This window comes from Pseudomonas sp. PA27(2017), from assembly GCF_001945445.1.
Lineage (GTDB): Bacteria > Pseudomonadota > Gammaproteobacteria > Pseudomonadales > Pseudomonadaceae > Aquipseudomonas.
In genome coordinates, this window is the sequence record NZ_MSXW01000003.1 from 25617 (window position 1) to 41008 (window position 15392).

Here is a 15392-nt window from a genome sequence, read left to right on the forward strand (position 1 = left end):
CCTCCACCGGGCGTGGCCAGACTGCGTGCATCCCAACTGCACGGAGCGCTGTGCCATGAACCGAAGCCTGCTGTTCAAACTGGGCACCATCGCCCTGTTGATTCTGTTGTTGATGATTCCCCTGTTGTTGATCGATGGTTTGGTCGGCGAGCGCCAGGGCGCGCGCGACGAGGTGCTGCGCGACATCGCCCGTAGCTCGAGCTACGCCCAGCAGATCACCGGGCCGATCATGGTGGTGCCGTATCGCAAGAAGGTGCTGACCTGGAAAAGCCGCAAGGACAGCGACGAGCGTTATCAGGAAGAGTCCATCGAGCAGGGCCGCCTGTACTTTCTGCCCGAGCGCTTCACCCTCGACGGCGACGTGCGTACCGAGCTGCGTTATCGCGGTATCTACCAGGCGCGCCTGTACCACAGCGATAGCCAGGTCAGTAGCGAGTTCACGGTGCCGGCCAACTACGGCATCAGCGATGTCGACGCCTACCGGTTCGGCGAGCCCTTCATCGCCGTGGGCATCAGTGATGTGCGTGGCATCGGCAACGACCTCAAGCTGCAGCTCAATGGCGCCAGCCTGAGCTTCGAGCCGGGCAGTGGCGACGACAACTTTGGCAGCGGCGTGCACGTGGCGCTGCCGCCTCGCGATACCCGCAACGAGCAGGTCTACAGCTTCGCCTTCGACCTCAAACTGCAGGGCACCGAGCAACTGAGCATCACCCCGGTTGGCCGCGAGAGCCAGGTCACCCTGCGTTCGGACTGGCCACACCCAAGCTTCATCGGCGAGTTCTTACCCAGCCAGCGTGAGGTGACGCAGCAGGGCTTTACCGCCAAATGGCAGACCAGCTTCTTCGCCACCGATATGCAGGATGCCCTGAGCAGCTGCGTCAGCGGCTCCTGCGCCGCCATGCAGAGCCGCGCCCTCGGGGTCAGCTTCATCGATCCGGTGGACCAGTACCTCAAGGCCGATCGGGCGATCAAGTACGCGCTGCTGTTCATCGCCCTGACCTTCGCCGTGTTCTTCCTGTTCGAAGTACTCAAGCGCATGGCCGTGCACCCGGTGCAGTACGCCCTGGTGGGCCTGTCCATGGCGCTGTTCTACCTGCTGTTGCTGTCGCTCTCCGAGCACCTGGGGTTCACCGTCGCCTACGGCCTGTCCGCCCTGGGCTGCGTGGCGCTGAATACCTTCTACGTCAGTAGCGTGCTGCGCAGCTGGTTGCGTGGGGCGGCCTTCGGCGGCCTGCTGGCTGCCCTTTACGGGCTGCTCTACGGCCTGCTCAGCGCCGAGGACTACGCCCTGCTGATGGGCTCGCTGCTGGTATTCGGCGTGCTGGGCTGCGTGATGGTGCTGACCCGCAAGCTCGACTGGTACGGCGTCGGCCGCCCGGCCACCAGCGACACCTTCACGTCCTGACCCTTTGCCGGGGCGTGCCGCAACGCCCGCCCCATGGAGATCGCCATGCGAGTCTTGATGCAATTTTCCACCTGCTTCGCCCTTGGCCTGTGCATCGCCGGTGTACTGCTGATCGGCATGATGTTCGTCGGCCGCTTCGACTGGATCGAGGCGCTCATGCTCAGCGGCTGGCCGGTCGCAACCCTGGGCCTGCAACTGTTGCCAGCGGCGTTCTGGAATGGCCTGACGGGCGTTACCGATGCTGCGGCCAACAGCACCGTGCAGTCGTTCCTGCAACTGTGCGTGGCCATGGCGCAGATCGCCCTGTTGTTCGCGACTGGCCTCTTTCGCCTGTGGTACCGGCGATGAGCGGGCGTGTCGGGCTGCGAGAGGAGCGCAGGGCAGGGCAGAAACTGGCACGTTGCATCGCCCGGTTGTTCCCTGCGCCGTGCCCGGTGCGCTGCGATGGCCGCCGGTCGCTGGAACAGGTCGGGCCGGCGTCGTCATAGACCTGGATCAATGGCTGGGCGGGCCGGGGTCTCTAGAATCGCCGGCCCCGTTTTTCGCGAGTGCGTTGCTCCATGTCCAGTCAACCGTTTCGCCCCGAACTGCTGTCACCGGCCGGCAGCCTTAAGAACATGCGCTACGCCTTCGCCTACGGCGCCGATGCGGTGTACGCCGGGCAGCCCCGCTACAGCCTGCGGGTGCGCAACAACGAGTTCGATCACGGCAACCTGGCCCAGGGCATTCGCGAGGCACACGTGCTGGGCAAGCGCTTCTACGTGGTGGTCAACATTGCCCCGCACAACGCCAAGCTGAAGACCTTTCTCGACGACCTGCAGCCGGTCATCGACATGGCGCCGGACGCGCTGATCATGTCCGACCCGGGGTTGATCATGCTGGTGCGCGGCCGTTATCCACAGATGCCGATCCACCTCTCGGTTCAGGCCAATGCGGTGAACTGGGCCAGCGTGGCGTTCTGGCAGGGGCAGGGCCTGGAGCGGGTGATCCTGTCGCGGGAGCTGTCGCTCGGTGAGATCGAGGAAATCCGCACCCAGGTGCCGGAGATCGAGTTGGAAGTGTTCGTCCACGGCGCCCTGTGCATGGCCTATTCGGGGCGCTGCCTGTTGTCCGGCTACCTGAACCGCCGCGACCCCAATCAGGGCGCCTGCACCAATGCCTGCCGCTGGCAGTACGACCTCAAGGCGGCAGGCGAGAACGAGCTGGGTGAGATCGTCCGGGTGGTCGAGCCGACGTTGGGTATCGGCGCGCCGAGCGACCAGGTATTCGTGCTCGAGGATGGCGAACAGCAGATGCCGGTATTCGAGGACGAGCACGGTACCTACATCATGAACTCCCGGGACCTGCGCGCCGTGCAGCACGTCGAGCGGCTGGTGAAGATGGGCGTGCATTCGCTGAAGATCGAAGGGCGCACCAAGAGCCATTACTATTGTGCTCGCACCGCCCAGGTGTATCGCCAGGCCATCGACGATGCGGTGGCAGGTCGGCCGCTCGACCGCGGCCTCATGGCCAACCTGGAGTCGCTCGCCAATCGCGGCTACACCGAAGGCTTCCTGCGCCGCCACGTGCATGATGAATATCAGAATTACGGGCACGGCAGCTCGGTCTCCGATCGCCAGCAGTTCGTCGGCGAACTGAGCGGCGATCGCCGTGGTGAGTTGGCCGAAGTGCGGGTGAAGAACCGCTTCACGGTGGGGGACGGCATGGAGCTGATGACGCCCAAGGGCAATCTGCGTTTCACCCTGGAGCACCTGCAAAATCGCGCGGGGGAGCCGATCAGCGTGGCGCCCGGCGATGGCCATGTGGTGTACCTGCCGGTGCCGCCCGAGGTGGATCTGCGCTTTGCGCTGCTGATGCGTGACTTGTAGTCAGAGCGCTGTCTTCCTGGGTATCGCTGCGCTCAACCGCAGGCTACGGGACTGCGAGCAATTTCGTAGCCCGGGTTAGCCGAAGGCGTAACCCGGGACGGTCCACGACTAGAGCGAAGGCCCCTGCGACCGCTGCCGCCAGCTCTTCAGCCGTTGCTCCAGTGCCTTGAGGCTGTCGGCCTGTTGCTTGCGCGCGCGGCTGAACAGGATCAGTGCCAGTTCGGCGGTCACCAGGGCGTCGGCGCTGGCGTGGTGGCGCTGGCCGACCTGCAGGCCGAAGTGCGCGGTCCAGTCGTCCAGGCCGCCGTTGCGGATCTCTGCCTGTGGGCAGAGCATGGGTGCCAGCTCGGCGACATCATAGAAAGGGTGGCGCAGGCGCAGGTTGAGGGTGTCCTTGAGGGCGCGGGCCAGCATGCGCTGGTCGAAGCCGGCGTGAAAGGCCAGCAGCGGGCTGTCGCCGAGAAACTCCATGAACGCCAGCAACGCTTCGGCGGGCTCGATGCCGGCGGCGATGTCGCTGGGCGCCAGGCCGTGGATCAACACGCTGGCGCTGACGGTGTGGCCATCGCGGTGCAGGGTGCATTCGAATTGTTCACCGAGCTGGATGGCGCCGTTGTCGATGACCACGGCGCCAATCGACAGCACTTCGTCGCGCTTGAGATCCAGGCCACTGGTTTCCAGGTCGAGCACCACCAGGCGTTGCTGCGCCAGGGGCGTGTCATCCGCCGGCCGTGGTGCCGGTAGGGCGGTGCAGCGGCGCTGCTGGTCGTCGGGCAGGGCAGTACGGCGGCGGGTCAGCCAGGCGAGTGCGTTCATAGTTGGTAGCGTAGCCCCAGGCTGGTTTGCAGACGCTGGGCCTGACGGAAGGATTCACGCAGGATGCGTCGGTCCAGGTGGTTGAGGCTGTCCGGGTCGAGGCGGTTGGAGTAGGGCTGGGCCTGGCGGGCCTGCAACTGATGCTGCTGCAGGCGCGTCTGCTGGATGAAGTGGTAGGCCTCCTCATAGGCGGCGCCATCCAGCTTGTCGATGATCCCGCGGGCACTCAGCTCGCGTAGGCGCTGTTGGGTATTGCAGGCCTTGATGCCGTTGGCCAGCGCCAGCAGGCGGGCGCCATCGACGAAGGGCGTGAGGCCCTGGGATTTGAGGTCCAGGGTGTCCTTCTCGGCGCCGCGCCGGGCCACCACGAAATCCCGGAAGCGGCCTACCGGCGGGCGCTGGCGCAAGGCGTTGTCGGCCATCATGCGCTGGAACAGGCGGTTGTCGGCGATCTGCCTGAGCAGCTCGTCGCGCAAGGTTTCGCAACCACTGGCATCGCCCCACACGGTGCGCAGGTCGAAGTAGATGGTCGAGGCCAGCAGGTTCTCCGGGGACGCTTCGCGGATGAAACCGGCGAAACGCCGCGACCATTCCTGGCGCGACAGGCACAGCTGCGGGTTGCCGGCCATGATGTCGCCCTTGCACAGGGTGAAGCCGCAGCGCGCCAGGCGTTGGTTTATCTCCATGGCCAGCGGCAGCAGGCGGCCACGAATTTCCGCCGCCTGCACGTTATCGCGGGCTTCGAAGAGGATGCCGTTGTCCTGGTCGGTGTGCAGGGTCTGCTCGCGTCGGCCCTCGCTGCCGAAACACAGCCAGGTGAAGGGCACGCCGGGATCGCCCAGGTCTTCGATGGTCAGCTCGATCACCCGGCACACGGTATGGTCGTTGAGCAGGGTGACTATATGGGTGATCTGGCTGGCGCTGGCACCGTGGGCGAGCATGCGGTCGACCAGCTGGCGGATGTCCTCGCGCAGCGCGGCCAGGGTTTCCACCCGGCCGGCATGTCGAATGGTGCGCGCCAGGTGCACCAGGTCGACGCGCTGCAGGGAGAACAGGTCGCGTTCGGAGACCACGCCGCACAGCTTGCCCTGTTCCACCAGGCAGACGTGGGCGATATGTCGCTCGGTCATGGCGATGGCGGCGTCGAAGGCGCTGGCGCCTGGCGGCAGATGGAACGGCGCCTGGGTCATGAGGCTGCTGATTGGTTGCTCCAGGGAGCTGCCGTCGGCCACCGCGCGGCGCAGATCGCGCAGGGTGAAGATGCCCTGGGGGCGCAAGCCAGGGTCGACGATGACGATGCTGCCGACCTGCTGTTCGTGCATCTGCCGCACCGCGTCGCGCAGCGGCAGGTCGGGCGCACAGGAAATCGGTTGGCGCATGGCCAGATCGCCCAGGCGGGTGTCGAGCGAATACTGCGAACCGAGGGTTTCCACGGCGCGCATCTGCACCTGCTGGTTGACCTGGTCGAGCAGGCTGCTGACGCCGCGTAGGGCGAAGTCGCGCAGCGGCGTGGACTGGCCGAACAGCCGGGCGAAGGCGGCCTTGTCGAGCAGAAGGCAGAAGGTATCTTCAGCGGCCAGGTGGGCGGTGCGGGTAGCGCGTTCGCCGATCAGCGCGGCCATGGGAAAGCATTCGCCGCTGGTGATCTCGAAGGTGGTTTCCGTGCCGCGCCGTGCCGAGTGCGGGCGCTGACCGTGCACGCGGCCCTGCTTGACGATGTACAGGTGCTGTACCGGGCCATCGTCCGGGTGGATGATCACCTCGTCTTCGCCATAGAAGCGCAGCTGGCAGTGCTCGACCAGATACGCGAGATGGGCAGCATCCATCTGATTGAAGGGCGGGAATTTCTGCAGAAATTCCATGGTGCCGTGGACGTTCTGGCGTACCGCTGTCTTGCCGGCCTGAACGAAATCGTCGGCTGGTTTCATTGCGCGCGTTCCTTTTGTTCTTGTAGCGGCATGGTGGCGAGCCGTGCCGTGAATCGACATAGGACGTAAGTCTAGGGTCTGTTCCCGTTTCAGCGCGAGCCGCGTTGCCGCGAGAAATGGCCTCCGATTAGGCGCAGGACGCAGGGAATGGACTAGCCGTCCGCGTCTTCCCTTGCCAAGTCCTGCAACGACAGCGGAGGTCATTTCCCGCGCAACCTAGGCGGCCCCACCCGGAGGGCCGGGCCAGTTCTTGCGCGATGCGGCGTTACTCGATGGCTCATTTGGCCTGCCAAACTTCGCATCTGTGTGACCCACATGGATGTGGGAAATGCCGCAAGCCCGCAGGGAGCGGGCGCGGCCCTTGCCTCGCGCAAGAACTGGCTCCGGCGCGGCCGTGCGTGAAACGGGAACAGACCCTCGGCCAGGCGATAAGCGGACGAATATGCCGGCCTACGGTGAACCTCTCAACTTCATTGACGTCCTGATGTGTCTGAGACGCGTTTTTCAGGCAGTCATCCCTTCCAGGCACAGAGGAGACATCATCCATGAATGGCAGCATTCTGCGTCACGCCGTGGCGCTCGGCACCAGCATCCTGTTGAGCTGCGGCGTCGCCAGCGCACAACAGAAGCCCGTCGAACTGATCGGCATCAACGTCGCGGGCGCGGGATTCGCCAGCTCGGTGCTTCCCGGCAAGCACGGCACCAACTTCTTCTTCCCGCCCAAGGGCTATTACGAGAAGTGGCAGCAGAAGGGCATCAGTTGGGTGCGCTTCTCCTTCATTTGGGAGCGGCTGCAGCCAGAGGCCAATGGCGAGTTCGACGAGGCCTACGCGAAGCTGATCGACAAGACCCTCGATGAAGCGCAGCAGGCGGGTATCGAGGTGATGCTCGACGTGCACAACTATGGCCGCTACTACGGCAAGGTGATCGGCACCGACGACGTACCGATTTCCGCCTATCAAAACCTGATGGAGCGCATTGCCAAGCGCTGGGGCAAGCACCCGGCCGTGTATTCCTACGATCTGATGAACGAGCCCTATGGTGCGGCCAACAAGTTCTGGCCGCAGGTGGCCCAGGCCGGTATCGACGGTGTGCGCAAGTTTGACTCGAAGAACGATATCTACGTCGAGGGTGCCGAATATTCGTCGTCGCTGCGCTGGCCCAAGCTCAACGACGACCTGCTCGACCTGAAGGACCCGGCCAACAAGCTGATCTATTCGGCGCACATGTACATCGACCCGGATGCCAGCGGTACCTACAAGACTGCGCTGGCCACTGACCTCGATCCGCAGATCGGCGTCAAACGCATCGAGCCATTCGTCAACTGGCTGATCAAGCACAACAAGAAGGGCCATATCGGTGAGTTCGGCGTGCCGGCCGAAGACGAGAGCGGCCTCAAAGCGCTGGATCAGACGCTCGCCTACCTGCAGAAACACTGCATTCCGTTCACCTACTGGGCAGCCGGGCCGTCGTGGGGCAAGAACAAGCTGTCCGTCGAGCCGGTCAAGGGTGTGGATCGTCCGCAATGGGCGGTGCTGCAGAAGTACCTGGGGGGTGGCAACTGCACCAGTATCGGGCCGGGAACCTGAAGCGCGGGTTGACGCTCTGATCAGCGTGGCGGCGCTCAAGTCGCCGCCATCGCCCCCTCCGCCGTACCCGATCTCAAGGATGCTCGCATGACAAACCGCAATCTATGGGTGGATTACGCCAAGGCCATCGGCATCCTCCTGGTGGTCTATGGCCATGTGGTGCGTGGCTTGCTCAACGGCGGCATCATCACCGAGAACGTGGACTTTCACTGGCTGGTGGACAGCATCATCTACACCTTCCACATGCCACTGTTCTTCTTCCTGTCCGGGCTGTTCTTCTGGCACTCGCTGAACAATCGCGGCAGTGCCGGGCTGTTCTGCAACAAGATCGACACCATCTTCTATCCGTTCGTGCTCTGGTCGCTGCTGCAAGGCACCATCGAAGTGGTGCTGGCGCGCTACACCAATGGTGGCGTGGGCATGGGCGAGGTGCTGGCGTTGCTGTGGTCACCGCGGGCGCAGTTCTGGTTCCTGTATGCGCTGTTCGCCGCGTTCTGCCTGGCGATCCTCCTTTACCGCAGCTTTTCCACACGGGCTTTCCTGCCGCTGCTGGTGCTCAGCGCGTTGTTCTACCTGCTGCAGCAATGGACGCCGCGCGTGGCGGCATTGGTGTTCCTTGCCCAGAACTTCGTGTTCTTCGCCCTGGGCATCTGGTTCAACCAGATCCGCGGCAGCATCGAGCCCCGTGCCTCGGCTGTGGCGCTCGGCAGTGGCTTGGCCTTCGTTGTGGCGCAATACGTGTTCCATGGCTTACTCGGGCTGACCTATGCCGACCGTGGTGCGGCGTCGCTGGTGGTGGCCTTCATTGGCATCCTGTTCACCGTCAGCCTGTGCATGGTGCTGGCGCGCCGACCGATGGGCTGGATGCTGACCCTGGGCGCGCTGTCGATGCCGATCTTCCTGATGCACATCCTGGCTGGCAGCGGTGCGCGGGTGATCCTCAGCAAGTTCCTGGGCATCAACGACGACACCTTGCATATCGTCGTGGGTTGCCTGGCCGGCGTGCTGCTGCCGATCATCGCAGCGAAGATTCTCCAGGCGCTGGGCATCAACTGGCTGTACGAGATGCCGGAGCGCTTCTCGGTCTATCGCTGGCAGCAACGTCGGGTGGCGGCGCAGCCGGCAAGATGAAAACCCAGGGTCGATGTTTGATCCCGCCCAAAAGAAAACCGCCTTTCGGCGGTTTTCTTCTTTTGCGTTGACGCTTAGCGCGCCAGGCTGGCCTTCAGTTCGCGGCGACGGCGGTGCAGCACCGGCTCGGTGTAACCGTTGGGCTGCTTGGCGCCTTCGAGCACCAGCTCCACGGCCGCCTGGAAGGCGATGTTGCCGTCGAACCCAGGCGCCATCGGGCGATACAGCGGGTCAGCGGCGTTCTGCCGATCCACCACTGGCGCCATGCGCTTGAGGCTTTCGAGCACCTGCGCCTCGCTGACCACGCCGTGGCGCAGCCAGTTGGCCAGCAGCTGACTGGAGATGCGCAGGGTGGCGCGGTCTTCCATCAGGCCGACATCGTTGATGTCCGGCACCTTGGAGCAGCCGACGCCCTGGTCGATCCAGCGCACCACGTAGCCGAGGATGCCCTGGGCGTTGTTGTCCAGCTCGTTGCGGATTTCCTCGTCGCTCCAGTTGGTGTCTGGCGCCAGCGGAATGCTGAGGATTTCATCCAGCGAGGCCGGGGTGCGCTTGGCCAGCTCAGCCTGGCGAGCGAACACGTCGACCTTGTGATAGTGCAGCGCGTGCAGGGTGGCGGCGGTCGGCGAGGGCACCCAGGCGGTGTTGGCGCCGGCCAGCGGGTGGCCGATCTTCTGTTCGAGCATGGCGGCCATCAGGTCGGGCATCGCCCACATGCCTTTACCGATCTGCGCACGGCCCTGCAGGCCGCTGGCCAGGCCGACGTCGACGTTGTTGTTCTCGTAGGCGCTGATCCACCTCTCGCTCTTCATGGCGGCCTTGCGCACCATGGCGCCGGCTTCCATGGAGGTATGGATCTCGTCGCCGGTGCGGTCGAGGAAGCCGGTGTTGATGAACACCACACGCTCGCTGGCCGCGGCGATGCAGGCCTTGAGGTTGACGGTGGTGCGCCGTTCCTCGTCCATGATACCGACCTTCAGGGTGTTGCGCGCCAGGCCCAGCACCTGCTCGACACGGCCGAACAGTTCGCTGGTGAACGCCACTTCTTCAGGGCCGTGCATCTTCGGTTTGACGATGTACACCGAGCCGGTGCGGCTGTTGGCGCGGCTGCTGCTGCCATTGAGGTTGTGCAGCGCAGCCAGGCTGGTGCACAGCGCATCGAGGATGCCTTCGGGCAGCTCGTTGCCGCTGGCGTCGAGCACCGCCGGGTTGGTCATCAGGTGGCCGACGTTGCGCACGAACAGCAGGCTGCGCCCGTGCAGGGTCAGCTCGCCGCCATTGGGCCGGGTATAGACGCGATCCGGGTTCATGGTGCGGGTGAAGGTATTGCCGCCCTTGCTTACCTCTTCGCTGAGATCGCCCTTCATCAGGCCCAGCCAGTTGCGGTAGACCAGGGCCTTGTCGTCGGCATCCACCGCGGCCACCGAGTCTTCGCAGTCCATGATGGTGGTCAGCGCCGACTCCATCAGCACGTCCTTCACGCCAGCGGCGTCGGTGCTGCCGATCGGGCTGGCGGCGTCGATCTGGATCTCGAAATGCAGGCCGTTGTGCTTGAGCAGGATGGCGATGGGCGCGGCCGCCTCGCCCTGGAAGCCGACCAGTTGATCGGCGTCGCGCAGGCCGCTGATGTCGCCATTGGCCAGGGTAACCAGCAGTTTGTCGCCTTCGATGCGGTAACCGGTGACCTCGGCGTGGGAGCCGGTGGCCAGCGGCGCGCTTTCATCGAGGAAGGATCGCGCGGCGGCGATCACCTTGTCGCCGCGTACGCGGTTGTAGCCCTTGCCCCTTTCGGCGCCGCCTCTCTCGCTGATCGCATCGGTGCCGTACAGCGCGTCGTACAGCGAGCCCCAGCGGGCGTTGCTGGCGTTGAGCGCGAAACGTGCGTTCATCACCGGCACCACCAGCTGTGGGCCGGCCATGCGGGCGATCTCGTCGTCGACGTTTTCGGTGCTGGCCTGCACGGTTTCAGGCTGTGGTTGTAGATAGCCGATCTGTTCCAGGAAGGCTTTGTAGGCCGCTGCATCGTGAGGTTTTCCGGCCCGCTCGCGGTGCCAGCCGTCGATCTGCGCCTGCAGCTGATCGCGCTTGTCGAGGAGGGCCCGGTTCTTTGGCGCCAGGTCGCCGAATACGGCATCGGCGCCGGCCCAGAACGCATCGGCCGTCACGCCGCTGCCGGGGATGGCTTCGTTGTTGATGAAATCGAACAGCACCTTGGCGACCTGCAGGCCACCGACTCGAACACGCTCAGTCATCTCTCGCCTCTCTGCTTCGCTTAGCCTCTGTAACGGCGGGAACCCTCGGTGCTGCGCAGGCAGACCGCCTCGGGGCCGTGGTCGACGGCTACCCGCGTTGCGGCGGTGTGTCTGGAGGTGCTTCGTGAGCGGGGTTTTCCACAACCAGCAGGACTGGGTTTGGGTTCATGTAGTGGGTTTTGCTCGATACTACATGAACGAATCGGGAAAAACAGTCCAGAAATGATCGACGCGACCTTGGTCGTATCTCTGGGCGCCACTTGCCGTCGAGAGCTGCCTATACTCCAGGCTCCTGACGAGGAACACCACCATGCCCACACGCATCGCCACCGCCGCGGATCTGGATGACCTGATACCGCTGTTCGCCGCCTATCTGGATTTCTATGGCGTCGGCAAGCCCGAGCGCCAGGTTCGTGCTTTCCTGGCCGAGCGCCTGGAACGCGACGATTCGACCCTGCTGATCGCCAGAGACGATGGGGCGAACGCCCAAGGCTTCGTGCAACTCTATCCCCTGTATGACTCGCTGGCGCTGCGCCCCAGCTTTCTGCTCAGCGACCTGTACGTGGCCGAGCACGCGCGCCGCCAGGGTATCGGCGAGCGGCTGCTGGAAGCGGCCCGCGAGCACGGGCTGCGTAACGGTGCCTGCGGGCTGCATCTGGAAACCGCACGTACCAACGAAGTGGCACAGTCGCTCTACGAGCGCCTGGGCTACGTGCGTGATGCGATCTACCTGACCTACCGGCTCGACCTGAGTTGAGCGCCATCGAGGAGAACGGCACATGGATCACCTGATACTCACCGTCATCGCTCAGGACCAGCCGGGCCTGGTCGAGCGCGTCGCTCAATGCGTGGCCAGGCACGGTGGCAACTGGCTGGAGAGCCGCATGTCGCGGATGGCCGGGCAGTTCGCCGGCATCCTGCGCGTGGACGTGCCAGCGGCCTCCCATGGTGCGCTGATGGAGGCCCTGAACGAGCTCAGTGCCCAGGGCATCCGCGTGCAACTCGCCTCCGCCGGAGCCGAGCCGGACTGCACCTGGAAATCGATTCACCTCGACCTGCTGGGCAACGATCGCGCCGGTATCGTGCGCGACATCACCCGATTGCTGGCCGCCAATGGCGTCAACCTGGAGAACCTGGTCACCGAGGTGACGCCCGCGCCCATGAGCGGCGAGCCGTTGTTTCACGCCCAAGCAACTCTGGCCGTGCCCGAGGGTCTGCCTCTGAGCACGCTGCAGACTTCCCTGGAGGGCCTGGCGGACGACCTGATGGTGGAGCTCAAGCTGCGCATGGAAGATTGAGCCGTCGAGTGAAACGACATGGCCGCTCGATCAGCGGCCTTGCTGTTTCACACCCGTGCCGGGCGCTTGCGTAGCGTCAGCCAGGCATCGACGCTGTATACCGCCAACCCCGCCCAGATGAACAGGAAGGCGACCAGCTTGGCTGGGTCCAGGTGCTCGTCGAACATGAACACTGCCAACAGCAGCACCAGGGTCGGCGCCACGTACTGCAGGAAACCCAGGGTGGTATAGGGCAGGTGGCGCGCCGCGGCGTTGAAGCACACCAGCGGGATCAGCGTGACCGGCCCGGCGGCCATCAGCCACAGCGCTTCACTGGTGGTCCAGAACGCCGGTTGGCTACTCATGGCGTCGGGGTGCAGCACGATCCAGCCGATGGCCAGAGGCAGCAGAATCCAGGTTTCCACCACCAGGCCCGGCAGCGCGGCGACCGGCGCTTTCTTGCGAATCAGCCCGTAGGTCGCGAAGCTCAACGCCAGCGCCAGCGACACCCAGGGCAGGCTACCCACCTGCCACAGCTGCTGGGCCACCCCGGCGGCGGCCAGTGCCACCGCCACCCACTGCAGGCGGCGCAGCCGCTCACCGAGAATCAGCATGCCGAGCAGCACGTTGACCAACGGGTTGATGTAGTAACCCAGGCTCGCTTCGAGCATGCGCCCGTTGTTCACTGCCCAGACGTAGATCAGCCAGTTGCCGGCGATCAGCGAGCCGCTCAGGGCCAGCACCGCGAAGCGCTTGGGGTGGTCGATCAGCTCGCGCAGCCAACCCGGGTGCTTCCAGACGAGCAGCAGCAGGGCGCCGAACAGCGCCGACCAGATGGCGCGATGAACGATGATTTCCAGCGAGGGAACGGCCTGGATCGCCTTGAAGTACATCGGGAACAGGCCCCAGATGACATAAGCGGAAAGGCCCAGGATGTAGCCGCGGCGCAAATCTGCGGTGGCCATGTAAGTCCTTATCGAGGCAGTGGGGAAAACGCATCATTCTAGTGCGCAGTTGTCTGCACGTTCAGCTTTTTCTTGCCGAGTCCGTGGGTTTCAAAATAGCTTCAGCGGCTCTTCATCCAGCGCCGCGATCTGCTCGCGCAGCATGAGGATCTGTTCGCCCCAGTAGCGCTCGCTGCCGAACCAGGGAAAGCTCTGCGGGAAGGCCGGGTCGTCCCAGCGGCGCGCCAGCCAGGCGCTGTAATGCATCAAGCGCAGGGAGCGAAAGCCTTCGATCAGCGGCAGCTCGCGCGGGTCGAAATCGTGGAACTCCCCGTAGCCGTCGACCAGCTCGGCTATCTGTCCGAGGCGCTCGTGGCGGTCGCCTGCGAGCATCATCCACAGATCCTGAATGGCCGGCCCCATGCGGCAGTCGTCCAGGTCGACCATGTGGTAGGTCTCGTCGCGGCACAGCAGGTTGCCGGGGTGGCAGTCGCCGTGCAGGCGGATCGCCTTGGCCGGGTTGGCCGCGAACAGCAGATCCAGGCGCGCGAGCAGGTCGCGCGCCACCGATTCGTAGGCGGGCAGCAGGCTTTTGGGGACGAAGTTGCCTGCCAGCAGGGTTGCCAGCGAGGCATGACCGAAGTTGTCCACCCGCAGCGCTTCGCGGTGCTCGAACGGGCGCAGCGAACCGACCGCGTGCAGGCGGCCGAGCAGCTGGCCGAGGCGATAGAGCTGATCCAGGTTGCCTGGCTCGGGTGCCCGTCCGCCGCGGCGTGGAAACAGCGAAAAACGAAAACCGGCGTGTTCGAACAGGGTTTCGCCGTCGCGCTGTAACGGCGCGACCACGGGCACTTCGTGATCGGCCAGTTCGGCAGTGAAACTGTGTTCTTCGCGTATCGCTGCATCGGTCCAGCGATCGGGCCGGTAGAACTTGGCGATCAGCGGCGTCTCGGCCTCGATGCCCACTTGATAGACGCGGTTTTCGTAGCTGTTCAGGGCCAACACACGGGCATCGCTGAGGTAACCCAGGCTCTCGACGGCATCCAGAACCAGATCGGGGGTAAGGGCGGCGAAGGGATGGGTCATGGGCGGCTCCTGCGGTTGGCCGCAGAGTGTAACGCCTCGACGGCGGACACCGGCATTATTCGCTAGGGCCTGTTGACACTACCGCGCAAGCCGCGTTGCTGCGAAAAATCTCGCCAGGCTAGGCGGAGGACGCAGGGAATGGTTGTTCCCTTGCCAAGTCCTCCAACAACGCATGGCGAGATTTCTCGCGCAACCCGAAGGGCCGGGCCCGTTTTGCCGCAATGCGGCGTTTCTCGCCGGCTCATTTAGCCCACTAAACTTCGCGGCTCGTGCCTTGCCTTGCGGCAAAACGGGCTCCGGCGCGGTCGTGCGGAAGTGTTAACAGGCCCTAGACCTGGGTACCCAGCAGCACCTGGGCGGCAGCGAATTGCGCGCGTACCGGGCTGCCAACCACCAGGCCCAGGTCGCTGAGCTGTTCGGCAGGCACCTGGGCGCACAGCGTCTGGCCGTTGGGCAGGCCGATGCGCACTTCGCATGGGCCGTCGGCCTCGGTCTGGATGTGTTCGATGTGCCCGAGCAGTGCGTTGAGCGCGGGATCGGCGGCTGCGCCGACGGCGCTGAGCTGCAGCCAGCCGGCCTTGATCAGCACCAGCAGCGGCGCGCCCGGCTGCAACTGCAGGTGCGCGGTGCTGCTGCGGGTGATCTGCGCCTGGATCGGCACTTCGCCGGGCAGCTCGATATCGATCATGTTGTTGCCGCCGCGCGGGTGAATCGCCCGCACCCGGCCGCTGAGCTGGTTGCGCGCGCTGGTGCGAAGCATCAGGCGGCCCAGCATCTGCAGGTCGGCGTCATCGTCGGCGGCCTGCAGCACCTCGGCCTGAATCGCCAGCAAGCGCTGATGCAGGTGCAGCAAGCGTTCTCCGCTTGGTGTCAGGCGCGCGCCACCGCCTCCTTTGCCGCCCACGCTGCGAGTCACCAGAGGCTGGTCGGCCAGGTTGTTCAGCTCGTCGATGGCGTCCCAGGCGGCCTTGTAACTCATGCCGGCGGCCTTGGCGGCGCGGGTGATCGAGCCCTGTTCGGCGATCTGTTCGAGCAGGGCGATGCGCTGCGGACGACGGGTGACGTGCTGGGCGAGCAGGGACAGGCTGGACATGGG

13 protein-coding genes are annotated in these 15392 nt (G+C 64.8%); 7 read left to right on the forward strand and 6 right to left on the reverse strand.

Annotated features, from left to right (window positions below; all coding sequences use genetic code 11):
* The first annotated feature begins 55 nt into the window (after positions 1 to 55).
* The 3 genes from creD to yegQ all read left to right on the forward strand — a co-directional run bounded on the left by creD (position 56) and on the right by yegQ (position 3273).
* On the forward strand, positions 56 to 1405 hold the full coding sequence (gene creD, locus BVH06_RS01205; RefSeq protein WP_075932892.1) for a cell envelope integrity protein CreD: 1350 nt from the start codon (positions 56 to 58) through the stop codon (positions 1403 to 1405).
* A gap of 45 nt (positions 1406 to 1450) precedes the next feature.
* Positions 1451 to 1753 carry a hypothetical protein gene (locus BVH06_RS01210; protein WP_075932893.1) on the forward strand — a complete coding sequence of 101 codons (303 nt, stop codon included), beginning with the start codon at positions 1451 to 1453 and terminating at the stop codon, positions 1751 to 1753.
* 212 nt (positions 1754 to 1965) lie between these two features.
* Positions 1966 to 3273 carry a tRNA 5-hydroxyuridine modification protein YegQ gene (yegQ, locus tag BVH06_RS01215; protein ID WP_075932894.1) on the forward strand — a complete coding sequence of 436 codons (1308 nt, stop codon included), beginning with the start codon at positions 1966 to 1968 and terminating at the stop codon, positions 3271 to 3273.
* A gap of 108 nt (positions 3274 to 3381) precedes the next feature.
* Here yegQ and BVH06_RS01220 read toward each other — a convergent pair whose 3' ends face one another.
* Positions 3382 to 4089 carry a PolC-type DNA polymerase III gene (locus BVH06_RS01220; RefSeq protein WP_075932895.1) on the reverse strand — a complete coding sequence of 236 codons (708 nt, stop codon included), beginning with the start codon at positions 4087 to 4089 and terminating at the stop codon, positions 3382 to 3384.
* A complete protein-coding gene (locus BVH06_RS01225; protein ID WP_075932896.1) occupies positions 4086 to 6017 on the reverse strand; it encodes a putative nucleotidyltransferase substrate binding domain-containing protein in 1932 nt (643 codons plus the stop codon). Before BVH06_RS01225 ends, BVH06_RS01220 begins: the two co-directional genes overlap by 4 nt.
* A 545-nt stretch (positions 6018 to 6562) precedes the next feature.
* Between BVH06_RS01225 and BVH06_RS01230 the strand changes: the two genes are divergently transcribed.
* Positions 6563 to 7606: a glycoside hydrolase family 5 protein gene (locus tag BVH06_RS01230; RefSeq protein ID WP_075932897.1), complete on the forward strand. Its 1044-nt coding sequence runs from the start codon at positions 6563 to 6565 to the stop codon at positions 7604 to 7606.
* 87 nt (positions 7607 to 7693) lie between these two features.
* Positions 7694 to 8737, forward strand: a complete 1044-nt coding sequence (locus BVH06_RS01235) for an acyltransferase (RefSeq protein WP_075928815.1) — start codon at positions 7694 to 7696, stop codon at positions 8735 to 8737.
* A 74-nt stretch (positions 8738 to 8811) separates the two neighbouring features.
* On the opposite strand, the gene BVH06_RS01240 is transcribed toward BVH06_RS01235, so the two are convergent.
* On the reverse strand, positions 8812 to 10989 hold the full coding sequence (locus BVH06_RS01240; RefSeq protein WP_075932898.1) for a malate synthase G: 2178 nt from the start codon (positions 10987 to 10989) through the stop codon (positions 8812 to 8814).
* Positions 10990 to 11299: 310 nt separating this feature from the next.
* Between BVH06_RS01240 and BVH06_RS01245 the strand changes: the two genes are divergently transcribed.
* Together BVH06_RS01245 and BVH06_RS01250 are read left to right on the forward strand one after the other, a co-directional pair.
* Positions 11300 to 11746, forward strand: coding sequence for a GNAT family N-acetyltransferase (locus BVH06_RS01245; RefSeq protein WP_075932899.1), 447 nt, complete (start codon positions 11300 to 11302; stop codon positions 11744 to 11746).
* 22 nt (positions 11747 to 11768) lie between these two features.
* Entirely contained in the window at positions 11769 to 12287 is a 519-nt protein-coding gene (locus BVH06_RS01250) for a glycine cleavage system protein R (protein ID WP_075928818.1), read from the forward strand.
* Between the two features lie 47 nt (positions 12288 to 12334).
* Here BVH06_RS01250 and rarD read toward each other — a convergent pair whose 3' ends face one another.
* The 3 genes from rarD to BVH06_RS01265 form a co-directional block, all read right to left on the reverse strand.
* Positions 12335 to 13231, reverse strand: a complete 897-nt coding sequence (gene rarD, locus BVH06_RS01255) for an EamA family transporter RarD (RefSeq protein WP_075928819.1) — start codon at positions 13229 to 13231, stop codon at positions 12335 to 12337.
* Between the two features lie 90 nt (positions 13232 to 13321).
* Positions 13322 to 14296: a serine/threonine protein kinase gene (locus BVH06_RS01260; protein WP_075932900.1), complete on the reverse strand. Its 975-nt coding sequence runs from the start codon at positions 14294 to 14296 to the stop codon at positions 13322 to 13324.
* 328 nt (positions 14297 to 14624) lie between these two features.
* On the reverse strand, positions 14625 to 15389 hold the full coding sequence (locus tag BVH06_RS01265; protein WP_075932901.1) for a TOBE domain-containing protein: 765 nt from the start codon (positions 15387 to 15389) through the stop codon (positions 14625 to 14627).
* Positions 15390 to 15392 lie beyond the last annotated feature (3 nt).

Excerpts from the sequence above, each read along its gene's own strand:
- BVH06_RS01245 (WP_075932899.1), top strand. The coding sequence starts at position 11,300 with ATGCCCACACGCATCGCCACCGCCGCGGATCTGGATGACCTGATACCG.
- BVH06_RS01230 (WP_075932897.1), top strand. The coding sequence starts at position 6,563 with ATGAATGGCAGCATTCTGCGTCACGCCGTGGCGCTCGGCACCAGCATC.
- BVH06_RS01260 (WP_075932900.1), bottom strand. The coding sequence starts at position 14,296 with ATGACCCATCCCTTCGCCGCCCTTACCCCCGATCTGGTTCTGGATGCC.
- rarD (WP_075928819.1), bottom strand. The coding sequence starts at position 13,231 with ATGGCCACCGCAGATTTGCGCCGCGGCTACATCCTGGGCCTTTCCGCT.
- BVH06_RS01265 (WP_075932901.1), bottom strand. The coding sequence starts at position 15,389 with ATGTCCAGCCTGTCCCTGCTCGCCCAGCACGTCACCCGTCGTCCGCAG.
- BVH06_RS01240 (WP_075932898.1), bottom strand. The coding sequence starts at position 10,989 with ATGACTGAGCGTGTTCGAGTCGGTGGCCTGCAGGTCGCCAAGGTGCTG.
- BVH06_RS01235 (WP_075928815.1), top strand. The coding sequence starts at position 7,694 with ATGACAAACCGCAATCTATGGGTGGATTACGCCAAGGCCATCGGCATC.
- BVH06_RS01225 (WP_075932896.1), bottom strand. The coding sequence starts at position 6,017 with ATGAAACCAGCCGACGATTTCGTTCAGGCCGGCAAGACAGCGGTACGC.
- BVH06_RS01210 (WP_075932893.1), top strand. The coding sequence starts at position 1,451 with ATGCGAGTCTTGATGCAATTTTCCACCTGCTTCGCCCTTGGCCTGTGC.
- BVH06_RS01250 (WP_075928818.1), top strand. The coding sequence starts at position 11,769 with ATGGATCACCTGATACTCACCGTCATCGCTCAGGACCAGCCGGGCCTG.
- BVH06_RS01220 (WP_075932895.1), bottom strand. The coding sequence starts at position 4,089 with ATGAACGCACTCGCCTGGCTGACCCGCCGCCGTACTGCCCTGCCCGAC.
- yegQ (WP_075932894.1), top strand. The coding sequence starts at position 1,966 with ATGTCCAGTCAACCGTTTCGCCCCGAACTGCTGTCACCGGCCGGCAGC.
- creD (WP_075932892.1), top strand. The coding sequence starts at position 56 with ATGAACCGAAGCCTGCTGTTCAAACTGGGCACCATCGCCCTGTTGATT.